The 16,531-nt window shown below is 66.0% G+C and carries 18 protein-coding genes; 9 read left to right on the forward strand and 9 right to left on the reverse strand.

Annotated features, from left to right (window positions below; translation table 11 throughout):
• Positions 1-81 precede the first annotated feature (81 nt).
• The 5 genes from AB0C12_RS42995 to AB0C12_RS43015 all read left to right on the forward strand — a co-directional run bounded on the left by AB0C12_RS42995 (position 82) and on the right by AB0C12_RS43015 (position 6,013).
• Positions 82-2,853 (forward strand): ATP-dependent DNA helicase, encoded by a 2,772-nt coding sequence (locus AB0C12_RS42995; protein ID WP_360556898.1) that lies wholly within the window; start codon positions 82-84, stop codon positions 2,851-2,853.
• A gap of 301 nt (positions 2,854-3,154) precedes the next feature.
• A complete protein-coding gene (locus tag AB0C12_RS43000) occupies positions 3,155-3,682 on the forward strand; it encodes a hypothetical protein (RefSeq protein WP_360556900.1) in 528 nt (175 codons plus the stop codon).
• A gap of 8 nt (positions 3,683-3,690) precedes the next feature.
• Positions 3,691-4,485: a hypothetical protein gene (locus AB0C12_RS43005; RefSeq protein ID WP_360556901.1), complete on the forward strand. Its 795-nt coding sequence runs from the start codon at positions 3,691-3,693 to the stop codon at positions 4,483-4,485.
• A 32-nt stretch (positions 4,486-4,517) separates the two neighbouring features.
• A complete protein-coding gene (locus AB0C12_RS43010; protein WP_360556903.1) occupies positions 4,518-4,931 on the forward strand; it encodes a hypothetical protein in 414 nt (137 codons plus the stop codon).
• Positions 4,932-4,933: 2 nt separating this feature from the next.
• A complete protein-coding gene (locus AB0C12_RS43015; RefSeq protein WP_360556904.1) occupies positions 4,934-6,013 on the forward strand; it encodes a hypothetical protein in 1,080 nt (359 codons plus the stop codon).
• Between the two features lie 13 nt (positions 6,014-6,026).
• On the opposite strand, the gene AB0C12_RS43020 is transcribed toward AB0C12_RS43015, so the two are convergent.
• On the reverse strand, positions 6,027-6,221 hold the full coding sequence (locus tag AB0C12_RS43020) for a hypothetical protein (RefSeq protein WP_360556906.1): 195 nt from the start codon (positions 6,219-6,221) through the stop codon (positions 6,027-6,029).
• A 294-nt stretch (positions 6,222-6,515) separates the two neighbouring features.
• Here AB0C12_RS43020 and AB0C12_RS43025 point away from each other — a divergent pair, with 294 nt between their 5' ends.
• Positions 6,516-6,749 (forward strand): winged helix-turn-helix domain-containing protein, encoded by a 234-nt coding sequence (locus AB0C12_RS43025; protein WP_360556907.1) that lies wholly within the window; start codon positions 6,516-6,518, stop codon positions 6,747-6,749.
• Between the two features lie 77 nt (positions 6,750-6,826).
• Here AB0C12_RS43025 and AB0C12_RS43030 read toward each other — a convergent pair whose 3' ends face one another.
• The 8 genes from AB0C12_RS43030 to AB0C12_RS43065 form a co-directional block, all read right to left on the reverse strand.
• Entirely contained in the window at positions 6,827-8,092 is a 1,266-nt protein-coding gene (locus tag AB0C12_RS43030) for a hypothetical protein (protein ID WP_360556909.1), read from the reverse strand.
• A gap of 17 nt (positions 8,093-8,109) precedes the next feature.
• Positions 8,110-8,763, reverse strand: coding sequence for a GGDEF domain-containing protein (locus AB0C12_RS43035; protein WP_360556910.1), 654 nt, complete (start codon positions 8,761-8,763; stop codon positions 8,110-8,112).
• 132 nt (positions 8,764-8,895) lie between these two features.
• Positions 8,896-9,441, reverse strand: a complete 546-nt coding sequence (locus tag AB0C12_RS43040; RefSeq protein ID WP_360556912.1) for a hypothetical protein — start codon at positions 9,439-9,441, stop codon at positions 8,896-8,898.
• Positions 9,438-9,767, reverse strand: a complete 330-nt coding sequence (locus AB0C12_RS43045; RefSeq protein ID WP_360556913.1) for a hypothetical protein — start codon at positions 9,765-9,767, stop codon at positions 9,438-9,440. The genes AB0C12_RS43040 and AB0C12_RS43045 overlap by 4 nt, the downstream gene beginning before the upstream one ends.
• An 81-nt stretch (positions 9,768-9,848) precedes the next feature.
• On the reverse strand, positions 9,849-11,153 hold the full coding sequence (locus AB0C12_RS43050) for a hypothetical protein (protein ID WP_360556914.1): 1,305 nt from the start codon (positions 11,151-11,153) through the stop codon (positions 9,849-9,851).
• 120 nt (positions 11,154-11,273) lie between these two features.
• Positions 11,274-11,738, reverse strand: coding sequence for a hypothetical protein (locus tag AB0C12_RS43055; RefSeq protein WP_360556915.1), 465 nt, complete (start codon positions 11,736-11,738; stop codon positions 11,274-11,276).
• A gap of 301 nt (positions 11,739-12,039) precedes the next feature.
• Positions 12,040-12,888, reverse strand: a complete 849-nt coding sequence (locus AB0C12_RS43060) for a DNA methyltransferase (RefSeq protein WP_360556916.1) — start codon at positions 12,886-12,888, stop codon at positions 12,040-12,042.
• Complete coding sequence (locus AB0C12_RS43065; RefSeq protein ID WP_360556918.1) at positions 12,878-13,456, reverse strand: hypothetical protein; 579 nt, start codon at positions 13,454-13,456, stop codon at positions 12,878-12,880. Before AB0C12_RS43065 ends, AB0C12_RS43060 begins: the two co-directional genes overlap by 11 nt.
• A gap of 248 nt (positions 13,457-13,704) precedes the next feature.
• Here AB0C12_RS43065 and AB0C12_RS43070 point away from each other — a divergent pair, with 248 nt between their 5' ends.
• The 3 genes from AB0C12_RS43070 (at position 13,705) to AB0C12_RS43080 (ending at position 16,463) form a co-directional block, all read left to right on the forward strand.
• The gene (locus tag AB0C12_RS43070) at positions 13,705-14,475 is read left to right on the forward strand and encodes a hypothetical protein (RefSeq protein WP_360556920.1); all 771 of its coding nucleotides are present in this window, start codon (positions 13,705-13,707) and stop codon (positions 14,473-14,475) included.
• Positions 14,476-14,545: 70 nt separating this feature from the next.
• Positions 14,546-15,628: a hypothetical protein gene (locus tag AB0C12_RS43075; protein WP_360556922.1), complete on the forward strand. Its 1,083-nt coding sequence runs from the start codon at positions 14,546-14,548 to the stop codon at positions 15,626-15,628.
• Positions 15,629-15,959: 331 nt separating this feature from the next.
• Positions 15,960-16,463: a hypothetical protein gene (locus tag AB0C12_RS43080; RefSeq protein ID WP_360556924.1), complete on the forward strand. Its 504-nt coding sequence runs from the start codon at positions 15,960-15,962 to the stop codon at positions 16,461-16,463.
• The last annotated feature ends 68 nt before the right edge of the window (positions 16,464-16,531 follow it).

Raw genomic sequence — 16,531 nt, forward strand, 5'->3', positions numbered from 1 at the left:
AGTGAGCGCACGCCGAGCCATGGTCACCCGGGGCGGGCGAAACTGCTCGATCTCGTCACCGGTCCCTGCCAAGATGATCCTGTGACGACGTACACGGGAGCTCAGGCCCGGGCGATCGCGGTCCTCGACGAGCCGCTGCAGATCATCGCCTGCGCCGGATCGGGCAAGACCCAGGTCATCTCCCAGCGGATCGCTAAGATCCTGGCCAAGCCTGGAATCGAGCCGCGCAACGTTGTGGCGTTCACATTCACCGAGAAGGCGGCCGCCGAACTGAAGGAGCGCATCCTTGGACTGGTCGAGGCGGAACTCGGCGATGTGACCGGTCTTGCCGAGCTGTATGTCGGAACGATGCACGGCTACGCGCTCGACCTGCTTCAGCGGCTTGTGCCGGACACGTTCAAGTACTCGGTGCTGACCGACGTCACGAACCAGCTCTTCATCGACCGTTACAGCGGGAAGTCGGGTCTGACTTCTTGTCCGACGACTGCCGCTCAGGGGAAGCTTCGGCGCTACCAGAACTCGAGGCTATACATGCAGGTCCTCAGCGTGCTGCGCGAGGACAAGATCGACTTATCACAGGTGCCGGCCGGCGTCATCGAGTCTTTCAACAAGTACATGACCCTGATCGACGAACACGCTCTCTTCGACTACACCCAGATGATCAACCTCGCGGTGCACTACCTCGAAGGTGACCCGTACGAGGACGACGACTACGTCCGCGTCCAAGACCACGTTCGGGACGACATCAAGTACGTCGTCGTTGATGAGTACCAAGACGTCAACCCCCTTCAGGAACGATTGGTCCAAGGTCTCGTGCAGTTCGGCGCGAACCTGTGCGTCGTCGGTGACGACGACCAGACCATCTACCAGTGGCGGGGCAGCCAAGTGTCGAACATCGTCACGTTCGCCGACCGCTACGCCGACGTCACGCAGGTCACCCTCGACGACAACTTCCGGTCCAGCCGTGGGGTGGTCGCGGTCGGCCGTTCCGTCGCCGAGCGCATTCCGATCGGGCAGCGCCTCGCGAAGACCATGGTCGCCGCCGGCCACCAGCAATGGGAGCGAGGCGACCTTCTCGCGCTCGAGTTCGACGACCCAGACGCGGAGGCCGTCTGGATAGCGGACCGCATCGAGGCGATGCGCGGCCTGGCCTTCACGGATAAGCCCACCGCCGACCCGCGCGGCATGTCGTGGTCGGACTTCGCCGTCCTTTTCCGCTCCGTCGCGAAGGACTCTGGGCCGCTCGTCGACGAACTCCGAAAGCGGGGCATCCCATTCATAGTCAAGGGGCTAAACAAGCTCTTCGACAGTCCCGAAATCCAGGCCGTCGTCGGCATCTTCCAGTTCATCGTCGGCTCCATCGACGCGGAAGCGCTGAGACTGATGTGGGATGACGCCCAACTCATCCCTGACGGCGCCGACTGGCCAAGATCGCTCAACGTCCTCGAGAACGGTCGCGACTTCACCGCCGGCAAGCGCCACTCGGTCTACAACATTCAGCGCCTGTACTTGGACTTCCTCGAAGCTCTAGACATGCGCGAGGACAACCTGCCCGGAGACCCCGTCCGAGCCGAACTCACCTTCTATCAGTTGGGCAAATTCAGCCAAGTCATCTCTGACTACGAACAGGTCTACTTCACGACTGACCCGCAGGCGAAATACACCGGCTTCGAGCAGTGGCTCCGCTTTCAGGCGCCCGGCTACTACGCGGACGCGGACGCGGACGCGGGTTACGCCACGCCCGACGCCGTGATGATCGCGACGGTCCACCAGTCCAAAGGGCTCCAGTGGCCGGCGGTGTTCCTTCCCGCCCTCCGCCGGAACCGGTTTCCCGCACGCGTCATGGGCGGCGTGACCATGCGCCACGTCATCCCGGACGCCGCCATCGACGACGCCGACCGTTACCGCGGCACCGTCGAGGACGAGACGCGCCTCTTCTACGTCGCCGTGACGCGCTCGCAGAAGTACCTCTTCTCCACATGGGCACCCATCCAGTCCAATCAGCAACAGCGCCGGCGCTCGGAGTTCTGGGACCACGTCGCCGCGCAGCAGTGGGTCTCAACCACCGCCGGACCCATCGCGGGAGACCGGCTCAAGGCCCAACCGAGGCATGAGACGCCGCAGGTGACCCTCTCGTTCTCCGAGCTCAAGTACCTCTTCGAGTGTTTCTACCAGTTCAAGCTTCGGTTCCTTTACGGCTTCAACGCGCCAATCCACGAGGCCTTGGGCTACGGCAAGGGCCTCCACGACGCCTTGTCCGAGATCCACAAGCGCGCCCTCGAGGGCGACGTGCTCACCAAGGACGTGGCGGGCGCTCTCATCGACCGCCACCTTCACACGCCGTTCGCCTACCCGACGCTGCGCGAGCAACTCAGGCGTGCTGGCGTGAAGGCCATCGAGCGCTACTTCGACACCCACGGCAAGGAGATCCCGCAGACCGAGTTCTCCGAAAAGCAGATCCGCGTGCACGTGGCGCCCGGCATCACCGTCGACGGCCGCATTGACCTGATCCGGCGCCTCGACACTGGCGAGACCGCCATCGTCGACTTCAAGTCGAGCGAGCGAGCGCAGGCCGAAGACGTCACGCGGGATCAGCTGCACGTCTACGCCGTCGGCTACAAGGAACTCACCGGTTCCTCTGCCGACGTCGTCGAGGTGCTGAACCTCGACGATAGAGGCAAGACGACCCGCGAGCCGGTCGACGAGCCTCTGCTAGACGCTGTGCGCACCAAGATCGGCACCGCTGGGGAGTCGTTGCGCCGCAACGACCTGCCGCGTCTGTTGGTCTGGGACAACCACAAGTGCGGCTCGTGTGACCTCGTCGGCCTGTGCCGGGCTCGTCCGCCAGAATAAGGTCCTTCCGATCTCACCTTGACCGGACTTAGCGTAGATGTCACGCCGGACTTCGGGATGGACGGCGGCTGCATCGACGGACTCGGTTGTCCGCCTGGGCGCTGGCACCGCTACTCAACGGGGCACGACGATCACGACGCAACGGTCTCGCAGGATCAGCCGAGTCGACGCTGACTGTGCTGGCACGTGTTTGCCGATGCGAACCGGCCCGCGCGCCCGCCGAACGCGGGAGCATGCACGCGGCGTCCGCTGCGATTGACGGCTACCGATAGTGTTGGCCTACTCGCAGAAAGGTTTCCGTGTGGGTGAGTTGGCGGAGCGGTTGCGCCTCGTGGTTGCGGAGGCGGTCTCGCCTGACGGCTACATCACGGCGGTCGCTCGTGGCCCGGCTGAGGTGCGGCTCGACTTCGCGGCGGGCGCATATCCGCGTTATCGGGCGGCCGTTCTGGTCGGCCAGTTGGAGGCCTTGGCGACCACGCTCTGGGTGCGTTACCGCAGGCAGTACCTCGAAACCGTGTCGTCGTGGGCGGACCACGACGAAGAAGCCGCTACAACGGACAACGACCGTGAGTTCGAGCAGCGCCTCGCACATCTACAGGTCATCGGCGTGTCAACGCACGGCCGGGTGACCGTGCGAAGCCGCGCTCTGGTGTCGTGGCACGTCGAAATCGCGAGGGAGCCGGTAGGGTCGCTGACCGAATCGGAGTTTCTGGCTGAGGTGGGCAGCGCGGTGGCTGCGTTGCTGGCCGACCACCGGGCGAAGGTAACTCTGCTGACGGACGCGGTCTATGACATCGGCCTGCCCCGTTCGATGCGGACCGCTGGCTAGGGAGTGTCATGACCGACGACCGGCGCGGGTTAGCCCGTCTGCAGGCGGGCCACTGGCTGCTGATCGGCATCGCCGTCGTGCTCGTCGCCGCCGGCATCGCCGTCGTCGTCGCCCGTGGCAACGCGAACCCGGTCGTGGCGGGCCCCACCGGCACAGCAGCCGCGAGCGCGTCGGCGACACCCCGTCCGGACTGCTCACCGGAGATCACGGCGACGTGGGCGGACGCGGACAAGGCCAAGTTCGGGTTTGTGTATCGCAGTCGCTGCGATCAGGTCGTCCGGGAGCTACGTTTCCGAGTGACGGTGCTCGGCCCGGCTGGGGAAGAGGCTCCGGACGGCGAAGAGACCGCGTACGGGGGTGTGCTCTTCCCCGGCGGGGAACTCGCTGCCGCCGGCGGTCTACATGTGAGCAAGGAGCAGAAGATCGGCAGCCTCCGGGTTGAGGTGATCAACTTCGGGGCTTATCCGCCGGGTGACTTCTCCGCATGGGCGCAGACCCAGGTGACTGAGCTGACCCGCGGCAAGCCTGACGCGTTCGGTCGTTTCGACGTCGGGGGCACCGTCGAGGCGCAACCCGCCTCGGCGCGGGTTTGTGTCGCTGAGTTCGTGCTGGTCATGCGAGATAAGGCAGACCAGGTCATCTACGCCGATGTGGACCCGACGACCGGGCAGACATTGCTGAAGCCGGAGTTCTCCGTCGGCGCGCTGCCGGACCTCGACTTCGCACGTACCAAGATCTACGCACCGCAGACGCCGCGCACCGAGCAGCCGCCGCGCGCCGGGATGTCCTGCAACGGCTCCTGACTCGGGCCGGACGAGAAAAAAGGGGGTTTGCGATGGAGGGGTGGCAGTTCGCCGCCGAGTTGTCGCAGCTGCGGATCGTCGGCCGGGTCGATCTGCCGGCGCTGAGTTCCACCTTCGCGGCGATGAACCGGGCCGTCGACAGCACCGCCGGCGGTGAGACCTCGGCCTTCCAGGCGCCCGGCGGTGGAAGCGCGGCGAGTCACGCGGTGTGGACGGCATTGCGCGACGACTTCCAGAACGTCCTTGGCAACACCGCCACGAACATCCTGGACGCGGGCGTCACGATTGAGCACATCGTGGACGCCTACCTCACCACCGACGAGGCCGCACGCACGAGCTTGGAAGCAGCGTGGGCGAACGGGCAGACACCGAACCTGCAGGAGGCCGAGGAGAAGTTCGCCCAAAACACGCCGCCGACCGTGGTGATCAAAGACGACGGGGTGTAGCAATGGCTTTCGCCTATCACAGCCCCGCCGAGCTGCAAGCGCTCGGCGAGAGGATCCGCGACAAGGCCGTCCAGGTGACGATGGACCAAGCCGCGTCCTACGCCGCCGCCCAGCAGGCCGCGAACAACGACGCCACCCGCTCGGACACCGGGCAACTCCCCCAGGTATCCGGCTACACGACACCAGCGCAGGGACGCCCGGACGACGAAGGCAACCTTCAGGCGTACGTGGGTCAGGCCTACGCCGGGATCCCAGCGATGTTCGCCGTTTTCGGCCTGCCCAATCCCGACGACAGCCGGTCGATGCTTGAAGCGCTCTACTCGGTTGCCGCGACCGTGCAGGTCGACCTGCAACTCACCAGCCGCGACAACTCGATCGCCGCACCGAACGCGGTCACCCCGATTACCGGCACCGCCCCGGTTGCCGAAGTGGTCGACCTGATCGGCGGGCACATGAAGGAGTGGACCGGCGACGCAGCCCTCGCCTTCGAGCTGTATCTCAAGAACAACGTCCGGGCCGCCGCCCTGCACCGCGAGATCGCACTGTCGCTGGCCCTCGGCCTGGAAGCCCAACTGGAGATCAACCGGCGGATCAACACCGACATCTGGGAGATCGGCCAGAAGACCTACAAGGCCCTGGACGGGCTCGATGCCTGGTGCCCCGGCGCGAACGCCTCCAAGTCGGTGGCTCTACTGACCATCTCGGGAGCCATCGCAGCAGTCATCTTCGCCGGTGCCACCGCGGGCGCCGGCGGAGCCGCCTTCGCGGCGGCCGTGGGCGTCGAGGGCCTGCAAAGCCTCGCGACGACGCTCTCCAACACCGGCCCGCTGCAGAACAAGAAGGTCGACATCGGCGGCATGACCGTGCCGCCGATCATCACCGGTATGCAGAGCGCCATGACGGAGCTGACCAAGTCGATCGACGCGCAGCAGCAAGAGTTGGCGAACGGGCTCAGCAGTTTCACGGAGGACGTCCACGCGAACTGGAACAGGATCCTGGTCCGAAGTCCGCGCGAAATGAACGACGTCCGAAACGCCGACGGCCCCTCCCTGAAGGCGTCGGACAGCTTCCGCGTGCGCTGAGCGGCATGCCCGGTCAGCCCATGGCGGCTGCCGCGTGCGGCTCGTCCAGGTTGTTCACCGGGATACCCGTTACGGTCAGGAACGTCTGGAGGACGGCGGCCAGAGTCTGGACGTTGTCGTCCTCGACGAAGGCGTAGCCGGACTCCGAGAAACAGTCGGCCACTTGCTCGGCGATGCGCATCAGCGGCTCGTCAACCTGAGTGATCATTGCACCCTCCCTCACGATGGATCATCGGCTCGGCCCTGCGAGAGTCCTCCTTCCAGCTGAGAGCTGAAGCTGACCGGCCGGACGAAACAGTGACGCCCGGCCGGGTACAACGCGGACGTGACGGGTCACCCGCCACGCCGGTCGTTCACGGTTTGCGGACCAGGGAACGACACCAGGAACCTAACCCAACCTTATGCATAAGGCAACCCTTAGATACACGCTAATGCCCCCTTTTGCTTGCGGTTGACGCTCTTCGCATGGTCCACTGGCTTTGCGGACCAGGGAGCAGAAGACGTGGCCAGATCAAAGACGCAGCAAGTCATCGACGACATCACCGGCCAGATCGAGTCTGGACAGTTGCAGCCAGGCGATCGCCTGCCGAGCACCGCCGAGCTGCGTACCCAATACGGGGTCTCGATCACGGTCGTGCGCAACGCCGTGCAGTGGCTGAAAGCAAAGGGCCTCGTGGAGGGCCTCTCGGGTGTCGGTGTCTTCGTCACCGAGCGGAACGGCGAGACGAGCAACTGACCGTCTCACCGTCACGCTCGGCGGTGCGGTGGCCGGAGCCCTGGTTGGACCCCGCCCACCGCTCGATCCGCTGACGATCAATTGTCGTCCTGCTTGAGCGGGCCGTCGCTGAGGATGCGCACGGTCGTGCTGAGCTTGATCGGCGCGTCTTCGGGACCGCGGAGGAATGGGTGGATGTAGGTGGGTCGGCGTAGGGCGCGGCGAGGCCCGTACGGCTGGTTTCGCCAGTGACCGGTAACCCAGACCCGCTCGGCGGGCGCGCGCCCTTCTGTCTGACTCTGCCGCCGAGGATCTCCGGGCGACACCTGACCCGAACTGCGGAGCCGCACGAGCCGAACTTCGGGTAGGCGCCGGTTCTGGCGGACGTACCGCTTCCGGGTCGGCTTATCAATCTCGATGGCCGACGTTTCGGCAGCAGCTTGCCCGATGAGAAGCCATGTCGCCAGCACGGCTGCGACGCCAGTTGGCTGTTTGTCATTCAGCCGGGAGCCGACGGGTAGAACGTGTGTCGCTATCGGTGCGAGCCATCCGACATCGTGCCGGACAGTTTGCAGTAGTTGTTCGTCGAGTCCCCCGCCGATGTTGCGATACCGGACGAGGTGGATGGCGGCATCGGTCGTCGTCCAGGTGACCGCGGCGGAGTCTCCGATGGGCGCCGCCCAGGCGAGTAGTCCGGTTTCATCGGGAGCCAGGTCAGCGTGCACCGTGACGGTGGGCAGGTTGGTCGCCGCGATGGTGGCCAGGTCGGTGAAGGTCGGATCAACCCAGTAGAGACGGCCTCGTTCCAGCTGCCTGCCGTGATCGTTTCGGTCAATGTCGAGATGTCCTGGGAGTGTGATCGAGCCGTGTAGGAAATCCGCGAGCCGGTCTCGAATCCTCGGCAGGTCGCGCGCGGTGGTGGCTGTGGCCGGCCATGCGGTGGTGGTGATCAGTGCGCGGCCTGGCTGGAGCCCGGCGAGAAACTGTCGGTGCAGTTCGGCCACCTTGGACCGGGCGGCGGGATCGAGGGCGCGAAGCGTTCGGAGAGCTCGCTCGGTGAGCCGGTCGTATCGGCGCTGGCGAATGTGCTGGTAGCAGGGAGTGCAGGCGGCCCAGCGATCACCGTAGTTCTGTACCAGTTCGCCACCAGTGGTGGTGGAGGTGATGACGGCCGCGAGGTCGCCGCCGGTAAGCGTCCAGATCGGGTGCGGGTCGCTGCAGAAGTCGCAGGTGCGGCGCACGGTGTCGAGGCTGGTCGCGGGGACGGGTACCGGCTGGTGCCTCCGGTCGGTGCGGAGGCCGAGAGGGTGGATGTAGGTGTCGTCGAGGGTGTTGAGCGGGGTCAGGCAGACGGCGCAGGCCATCTCCGTAGGTGGCTGCATCATTCGGTCACGCCCCGGTCGCGCAGGTGGCGACGTTGGTGAGGCCGCCGAACAGGCATAGGCATGTCGGGCCGATATGCGGTCGCCAGGCCGTTGCCGGACTGCTTGGCGTGATACATGGCGATGTCGGCGGCGTGCAGCGAGGCGCTGAGATCCGCGGACCCCACCGTGTAACCGATGCTGGCGGAGACGCTCAGCGTGAGCGCCGCGGTGGTCACCGGCTGGCAGACGACCGCGTGAACGGCCTCGGCGATGCGGATCGGGTCGTGCTCGTTCGCGGGGATGAGTACGGCGAATTCGTCACCGCCGAGTCGGGCTGCGACACCGCCGTACAGGTCCGTGAGCTCGGTGAGGCGGGCGGCGAACGCAGTCAGAAGTCCGTCGCCGGTCTGATGTCCGTAAGTGTCGTTTACGGCCTTGAACCCGTCGACGTCAATGAGCAGGGTCATCAGGGCGTGCCCGCTGCGGGCGAGGTCGTGGTGGCCGGCGATCAGGCCGGTGCGGTTGCGGAGGCCGGTGAGCGGATCGCGGAGCAACGCGGCCCGTGCACAGCTCAGCTGGGAGTGCAGGCGGTGGGTGACGAGCCAGAGGGTGAGCACGCCGAGCAGATAGCCCGCGGCGCCCGTGGCGATCATCGTGCTGGTCGGAGACACTGTGGTCCTCCTTCACAGGAGAACCCGGGACGCGTCGTTTGGTAGGCGGGCGTCCCGGGTCCATTACGTGGAGACGGCCCGCCGCACGGCAGGCCGTCTGTGGCTTGTCGGGCTGGCGATCGAAGCACTGGCTTACCGGCGTCTTGCCGCTCGTTTGCGCCGTTCGCGTTCGGCGACGTCTGCGGCTGCCGCGAGGTCGGGATGAGCAGCGCGCAGTTCGACGTAGACCTGGTCGAGGAGCCGGTAGGTGTGCGGGTGCGCCGGATAGGGGCAGTGGTTCGGCGTTTCCGGACCGAGAGTGAACGGACCAGTGGTCAGCGCCCACCGGCCGTCCAGCCATCGGCCGGCATCAGCCTGAGCGTCAGTGATGGCTGCGCTGGAACAGCTCGGATACGGACAGACAGTCGGCACGAGCGGTGCTGCGGCGGGCCGGAAGATCTGGAACCAGCGTGGCCGGATCGGGCGGCGTCGCGTCGCCGGGATGATGCGGAGCCCGACCTCGATGGTGCCGCCGTCGCTCCACAGGGCGACTGTTCGGCGGCACCAGGAGCAGCTCGCTCCGTGCCAGACGAACCGCACCGCACTGATGACCGAGGTGAGGCCGGTGGTCTCGAGTGTCGGGAGGGGTGCGGAGGCGACGTAGGGGTGAAGGCCTCCGTGGTCGGGCGGCGCCGTCACCGGAGATCGCCGTCGTCACTCGTTGTTCCGGCGAGGCAGAGCAGTTGGCCGAACCAGCGGCGGAGCTGCGTGGCGGCGAGGCGATCGACGTCGGCGGGCAGGACGGTGATCTCGACGTTCTCCGAACGAACCCCGAGATCCAGGCAGTACCCGCCAATGCGGGACGTGATGGTGACCGGCCGGTGGACGGGCAGCCCTGTTGCCACGCTGAGATCGCGGAGGCCGCCCAGGGTCTCCCCGGCGGGCGTAACCGTGTTGATGGACAGGATGAGGGAGCCGTTCGCCGTGGCATGTGGCACTGCCGCGAGCTCGACGATGGTGAGCATGAGAAAGATTTCCCTTCTTCCAGACGGCAGCAGGCCCGCATCCGGATGTGTCCGGGTACGGGCCTGCTGTGGTGACCGTGGTCAGTCGCGATAAGGGTCGAGGCAGTGGTCGGCGTGCTCACCCAGGTAGTCGATGTGCAGCGGTGCATCGGTGATGCCGGGGACCTCGTCGGCCAAGAGGCTGAGCTGAATGCGAACTGCGGCTTCGGCGAGCCGCCGCGCCGGGATGCTGCCGCGTAGGCAGACCAGGTAGGTCTCGTACCAGACGACCCGGTAGCTGCCGGTTTCCTCAGCGGTGATGACCGGCTCCCGGAAGGTTTCGGCGACGATGACGGGCATCCCGTATTGGGGGGTCGTCGCGGACGCATCGCGCAGCAGCCGCCAGGCGGCGATCCGCGCCTGCGCCGGGGACGGAGCGTTCACGATTGTCGGGATCGTCGCGGTGATCTCGTATAGGTGGGCTTGAGGCAGAGCGGGCAGGCCGAGGCCACGGATCAGATCGTCGATCATGGCGTACGGGCCGTGTGCGCCAGGCCGGGAATCGATGCCTCCGTGGTAGAGGGCGGCAACCAGCGCTTTCCGGATCTGTGCGGCGTGGCGCAGGTATCTGGCGCGCTCCCACTCGCGTGTGGTGCCGATTGCCGCGACAGATCCGGCGCCGAGGGCGGGAGGTTCGAGCCCCGTGTCGGCGTAATGGTCCGGTTCGGCTGAGCTGCCCATCGGCTTCTCGCAGTCGAGCCCCAAGGAGTGGAGACCACTTGCCTGTAGGACTTCTTCGGCGGTTTCCAGCGGCAAGATTTCACCGGTGACCAATGCGAGCAACCGATGCCGTAGCTCTACTTCGAGCGCGTTCGTCACGATCCGCCACGCGTTTGCCTCCGGATCGGCGCTGGTCACTTCGGCGGCCGGCCGCATAGCGCCATCTGTCGACGTTTGCCCGGACTCGAGTTGGTGGCTCAATCCAGCGGCTGCTTGTTCGTAGACGGTGCGAGAGGTGAATGCGCTACCGGCGCGGTTCGCCGGTTCCTCGATGTGCCGCCAGCCGACCGGGTCGCACGCCAACCAGGTGCTTCGGCCGCCGGTGGTAATCGAGACGACGTCGCCCACCGACATTGATCGCAGACCCAGCATCCGGTAGGTGCAGGCGTACAGGAAATCGGTCTCGCCGCCGGGCTGGGAGCGGCTGACCTCGAGGTGGTCGAGGTCGGCGTTGAACACGTGGAACGCCCAGTCCGCGTTCTCCTCCGCCGTGGTGTTCGGGTCGCGGTAGCAGGAGATGACCTGGGTGAGTTCGTGGCCTGGCTCGTACGGCCGGAACGGACTCTCGACGTTGTGATAGACGACGATGACGGATGGGATGGGCGGTTGAATGCGCTCGGGTGCCATGAGATTCCTCCACTGAGGGGGCGAATCCGGGCACGGCTGTCAGCCGTGCCCGGAGGGATGCGCGATGGGTCCGCGGTCCGGCCGGGCATCGGCCGGGAGTGGCGAGCTGCTGCTCAGCCGCTATTGCGTGGTGAACGTGCGCAGAAGCAGGTGGGCTTCCTTGAGATGTCCGGCGAGGATTTCGCCGCTCGCGCCGGCGGCGCCGAGGTGGTCGGCGAAGGCGTCGAGGGCACCTCCGGACGCGCGATCCAGACCGCGGATCGACCGATCGTCGGCGTGTCCGGCGATGCGCTGGACGGTCTGGGTCAGGTGGGCGACGGCAAGGTTGAGGCCGCACAACAGCCTGACCACGTCGCCCAGGTCGTGGACTCCCGCGGCGTGCGCCATGGCGTCACCGAGATGCTCAACGCCGAGCAAAATCACGTACGTCGCAGCGACAGTCTGGTCCGGTCCGAAGGCCGGCTCATCGCGGAGAAGGTGGTCGAGCCGGTCGAGGACAGCGCGTGTTTCTCCGGCGGGTTGAGGAGCGTCGCGGAGCTGAGCGAACCAGTCGGTGTCGGGTAGGTACCAGGCGGGGACGAGCATGTGGTCCTCCTGCGGACAGCAGAAGGCGGCCACCGAGCGGTGGCCGCCTTCAAATGGGTTTGGGTGATGCCGCATCCGTAGTTGCGAGCGACGGGCGTGGAGCCTTATGGATGCCGGATTCGAGGCTGGCGATTGGCGGCCGACCCGAGGGGTGGGCGCAATGCCTACGCGGAAGGCGTCGAATTGGGCAGCGGATATAAGAAAGAGGTTCCAGGTTAAGTGCGCTGCAGCGATGCGTCTTCGTGTTGTCAGGTCGGCAGATCTGTCACGGTCTGACAGCTCGGGCCGAGGCCGGTCGAGGTTAGGAGCGGCGCAGGACCAGGACGTCCTCGTGCGCGATGAGGTGGACGGGGACGCCTTCGGTGCGGGCACGACGGACTGCCATCAGCCCGAACATGGAGGCGCGGTGGATGATCTGCCCGTCGCGGACCGCCGCGAGCATCGCGGCGCACCGCTGCACCGGAACGAGTCCGACGGACTGCGCGACCGCGAGCAGTTCGCCTGGAAGGTCGATCAGGTCGTCGCGCTGGCGGCGTACCGGCCGGCAGGTGATCACCACGGACCCGCCGGGGCGCAGCAGTTCGTAGGATGCGGCCAGGATCGTGGCGAACCCGTCGAGGAGTCGGGACCATCCCGCATAGGCGAGGTTGCCGCGTTCCCGGTCCCCGTACAGGTGGTCCCGCTTGCGTACGCCGGTGCTCGTTGCCTTGACGAGGCCGTGAGTTCCGCGTCCGTACGGCGGTGAGGTGAGTACGAGCCCGACCCGGCCGACCGCGGACGCGGGCACCAGATCGAGCAGAGCAGTGGCGTCGCCGGTGAGGACCTTCGCGGTGCCGGCCGCGCCCTGGGACGCGGCCAGGTCGACGTTGGCCTCGGCCAGGTCGGCGTACCGCGGTTCGATGTCGATCCCGATGGCCTCTCTGCCCAGATGCATGGCTTCGACCAGGGTGGTGCCGGAGCCGCACATCGGGTCGAGCACCAAGTCGCTCGGTGTCGTGAACGAGTTGATCGCGTGCGCGGCCAGGTTCGGCAGCATCTTGCCGGGGTGGCTGGAGGTCTGTGGGACGTAGCGGCCTCGCCGCTGGTCGCGGGCTAGCGTCTGGCAGGTCAGCCAGACCGACGTGACCGGCATGATGTGGTCAGACGTCATCAACGCCTCCGTTCCCCGAAGCGCTGCGAGTCACGATCAGCACGTCGGTGTGAATGTCGAGGTGGGTTTGCTCGCCCCGGCGGGGCGTCCGACCCGCGGCCACGATGTGCTGCAGGTACGCCAACCCGGCCTTCCTGGCGGCGACGATGACGTCGACCGGCAGAACGACGTCGCCGTGCGGCAGGAGCACCGCCATGCAACCGCCCGGCACGAGGCTGCTGCCGCAACGGACAAAGAACTCGCCTACCGCTGCGGGCTCGTCTGCCGGCCATCCGGTGACGATCAAAGTCACCTCCTGCCATCCCCACCCGAAGGGCCGGGGGTCTTGGAGGTGGCTGCGGCGTCCGGCGGCGATGATGGCGCGGGCCAGCTGAGGCCCGGTGGTGAGGTCGATGATCAGATCGGTCGGGTGGGTGAGGTTGTGGACGATCCGGATGCCCATTGCGTTGGACATGGTCTCGCCCTGTTTCGGGGCGGGTACCGGCCAGACGGTGATCGGCACGGGCGGGTCGCCGGGCACCACATCCCCAACGGGATCCGGTGCTTGGTGGCGGTTTCTGTCGGTCATCGGCATGGTGGCCCCCGGACCGGCGGGCGTACTGACGATCCCTAGATCGCATCTGTCAGGCCGATCGAACCCGGCCCCGCCCTGACAGAACCGGTCACCCAGGCCGCCGGACAGCAACCCAGGCTGTCCGAACCGGTCATGACCTGCACCGTTCTGACAACCGGCCCTGGTGTCAGCACCGGCTGTCCCAATCGACGTCTCGGAGCCGTCGCACCAGGCGAAGCGCTCCCGTCGAGGGGACAACGATCATGGCAACAGCCCAGATCCGGACGGCAGGCACCGCGCTGACCACCGCCGAGAAGGCTTTCGACCTGCTGACGTGCGAACCGGCGCCACTGGTCTTCGACGCCCGCCCAGTGCCGGGACTACCGGACACCACGCTGCCACTCAACGAGCTGCGCATGCTGCTGGTGTACGAGCGCTTCGACAGCGACACCACCGACATCCTGTGGCGTCAGCTCGCCCGCCACGCCCGCGAGTGGGGGCCGGCCTGGGTTGTGGGCGCGATCGGCGTCGCTCTGCCAGCGCTGACGCACTTGGCGGCGAAGGTCAGCCGCGGCCAAACCCGGCTCGCCGAGGACGTCGACTCGGAAGTCCTGGCTGCCTTTCTGCAAGCGCTGCGGACCATCGACCTCGACGCCCCACGGCTGTGGCTGAGGATATGCTGGACGGCCTGGCGGGCTGGAGCTGCCGTCATCAAAGGCGACGACGGTGAAGAGCTGCCGACCGATCTACCCACCGGCTCGCGGACACCGCGCATGCCGTACGGGCATCCGGACCTGTTGCTCGGCCGGGCCGCCGCCGCCGGCCTGATCACGGACGAGGCCGCCGAGTTGATCAGTGCTACCCGGTTCGGTGACGCACTGATCGAGCAGCTCGCCGCCGAGCAGGGCACCACAGCGTCGGCACTGCGGATGCGACGGCGCCGCGCCGAACGAGTCGTGGCCGCCGCCGTCATCCGGGGTAATCTATCCGGCTCATACCGGTCGACGCACCTCACCGACGACCTGGCCGCTTGAGCCGCTCCCCCGCGGCACGGAGGCCGCACCGGAGCATTCAGGCGGCGCCGAGGATCGTTAGAGTCATCCGGTGGTGACGTTCCGGGACTTGGCTTTGCCGTCGCGCGCCGAGGTGTGGCGCCAGCTGAGGGGACTGCGTGTGTCCCCGCCAGGTGCCGCCGTAAGCCGGGACCGGGCTGCGGTCTTCCAGGCCGCCTTGGAGCAGTCCCAGCAGCTCATGGAAGCTGCGGAGATATCCGGGTACGCGAGCCGACCAATTCAGCTTTTCTACGCTTTGGCGCAAGGCGGCAGAGCGATCGCCGCTGCCTCGCCACTTCTTCCCCTCAGCATCGAGATTCCTGACGAGCAGAACTCCGGCCAGCAGGTGTTTCGCGAGATTCCATGGCGGCTCGAAGGCCACGGTATCAAGGCCCCCGGCATCAAAGTGCGTAGCGTCGGGAAGGTTGTCATCAAGGCCGAAGGCACCGGCCTTCTCCCAGGTGTAGCGCGGGCGCTCGGCGCCGAGATCATGCCCCCAAACGTCAAAATCACCCTGGCGGATATCTGGGACCTAATCCCCGAAGCGAAAGCCGTCCCGCTGCGAACTCGCACGAGTACTCCGGTGCTGTGCGCTGAAGGAGGAGCGGAGAAACCTACCCACGACGACGGCTACTACACGATGACCCTCGGCTACGTGCCGCCCATGGTGCAGAAAAACTGGGTGAACGACCCGCAGGAATTGCAACGGTTCCTGGCCAGCTACCCAAGTCTCGCTGGCTGGACCTTCCCGCTCGCCGACTCGACGCCGCAGTGGCAGCCATACGGGTCCACCGATGCGCTGAGCCTGTCCTTAAACTGGCGCTGGCCGGCACCCGGCACACCCGAGTACGAACACACCGCCCGCGAGCTCAAGGCCACCCGGTACCGAGGCTTCGACGACTGGTGGGTCTTCCCGGCGCTGCCGGGCATGACGGCACCGCTGCATCCGATCATCGCCTGGTGGGGCACGCTGTTCGGACTGTCGATGCTGGCTCGGTACGCGCCCGACACGTGGGCGCACTTGATCCGCATCGACGACGGCGGCGACGCCAACGCTACCGAGCACCTACTCGACGCTGCCCTCGACGTAGTTCCGGCGCTTGTCCTTGAAGCGATCATGACAGTCTCGCCGTAGACAAGCGCGAGCGCGAAATCGCGAAATGCCGACCGATCGCAATGGTCGACCACCCTCCATGAGGCTCGTTCGGCTACGCAGGGTGGCGCTCAGTGCCTCTGGTGGCGTCCGCATTTGCCGAAGATGGTGCACGCAGGGTTCACTGGTACGCGTCAACTCGTATGTAATCGGTCCGAGCTCGAACTTTTGGCCAGCCCAGCTTTGGGCTCGGACAGATTCTCCGCGCCTTCTCGACTTGCGGCGCGAAAGGGTTGCTTGAGGGGATAACAGCAGACCTGCCGACTGGGCTATGCTGTCGAGCCGGAAGTGACGTTTTTCCTGGAGGCGCCGCATGGTGTACACGAACGAAGCCGACGTGAAGAAGGCCCTCGGGATTGACACATGGAGAAACCTATCAAAAGATAAAGTGTTCCAGTTTGCAGCGATGATGCCGGACATGGACAAAGAGGTCGCTCTTAAAGTCATCGAGCAACTCCCCGAATATACGAAATTCCTCACCGCGTCGCTAGAGATTCTGCAGCGGGAGCACGAGTCCACGCTGAATGCCAACTCGCACAGCCAGGACCAGGTGCACCAGGCTTTCCGAGATATTAGAGAGGTACTGAAAGCGAAGCTTTTGCACGACGACCTGGACTGGGAGCAGACTCAGTATCTCATCGCGCAAATGATGGAGACGGCGAGGCAGGAGTCCGCAAAGGACTCCGAAAATAAGCATTTCCTGGATGGGGTTTACAAGAAGGTTGTACTAGGGGCCGGCGCTGCCGCCGCGGCTGCTATCGTATTTGTTGGTGGCAGGTATATTCTACAGAACGGGGATGCCTCTAAGGTCACCTAAAGCGCATTCAGTCCATTGTGATCCGATCGAATTATTTCAAGTCTTGAGTTTACTCTCATGCCGCTGTG

The sequence above is a fragment of the Actinoplanes sp. NPDC048967 genome (assembly GCF_040649415.1).
Taxonomy (GTDB): Bacteria; Actinomycetota; Actinomycetes; order Mycobacteriales; family Micromonosporaceae; genus Actinoplanes.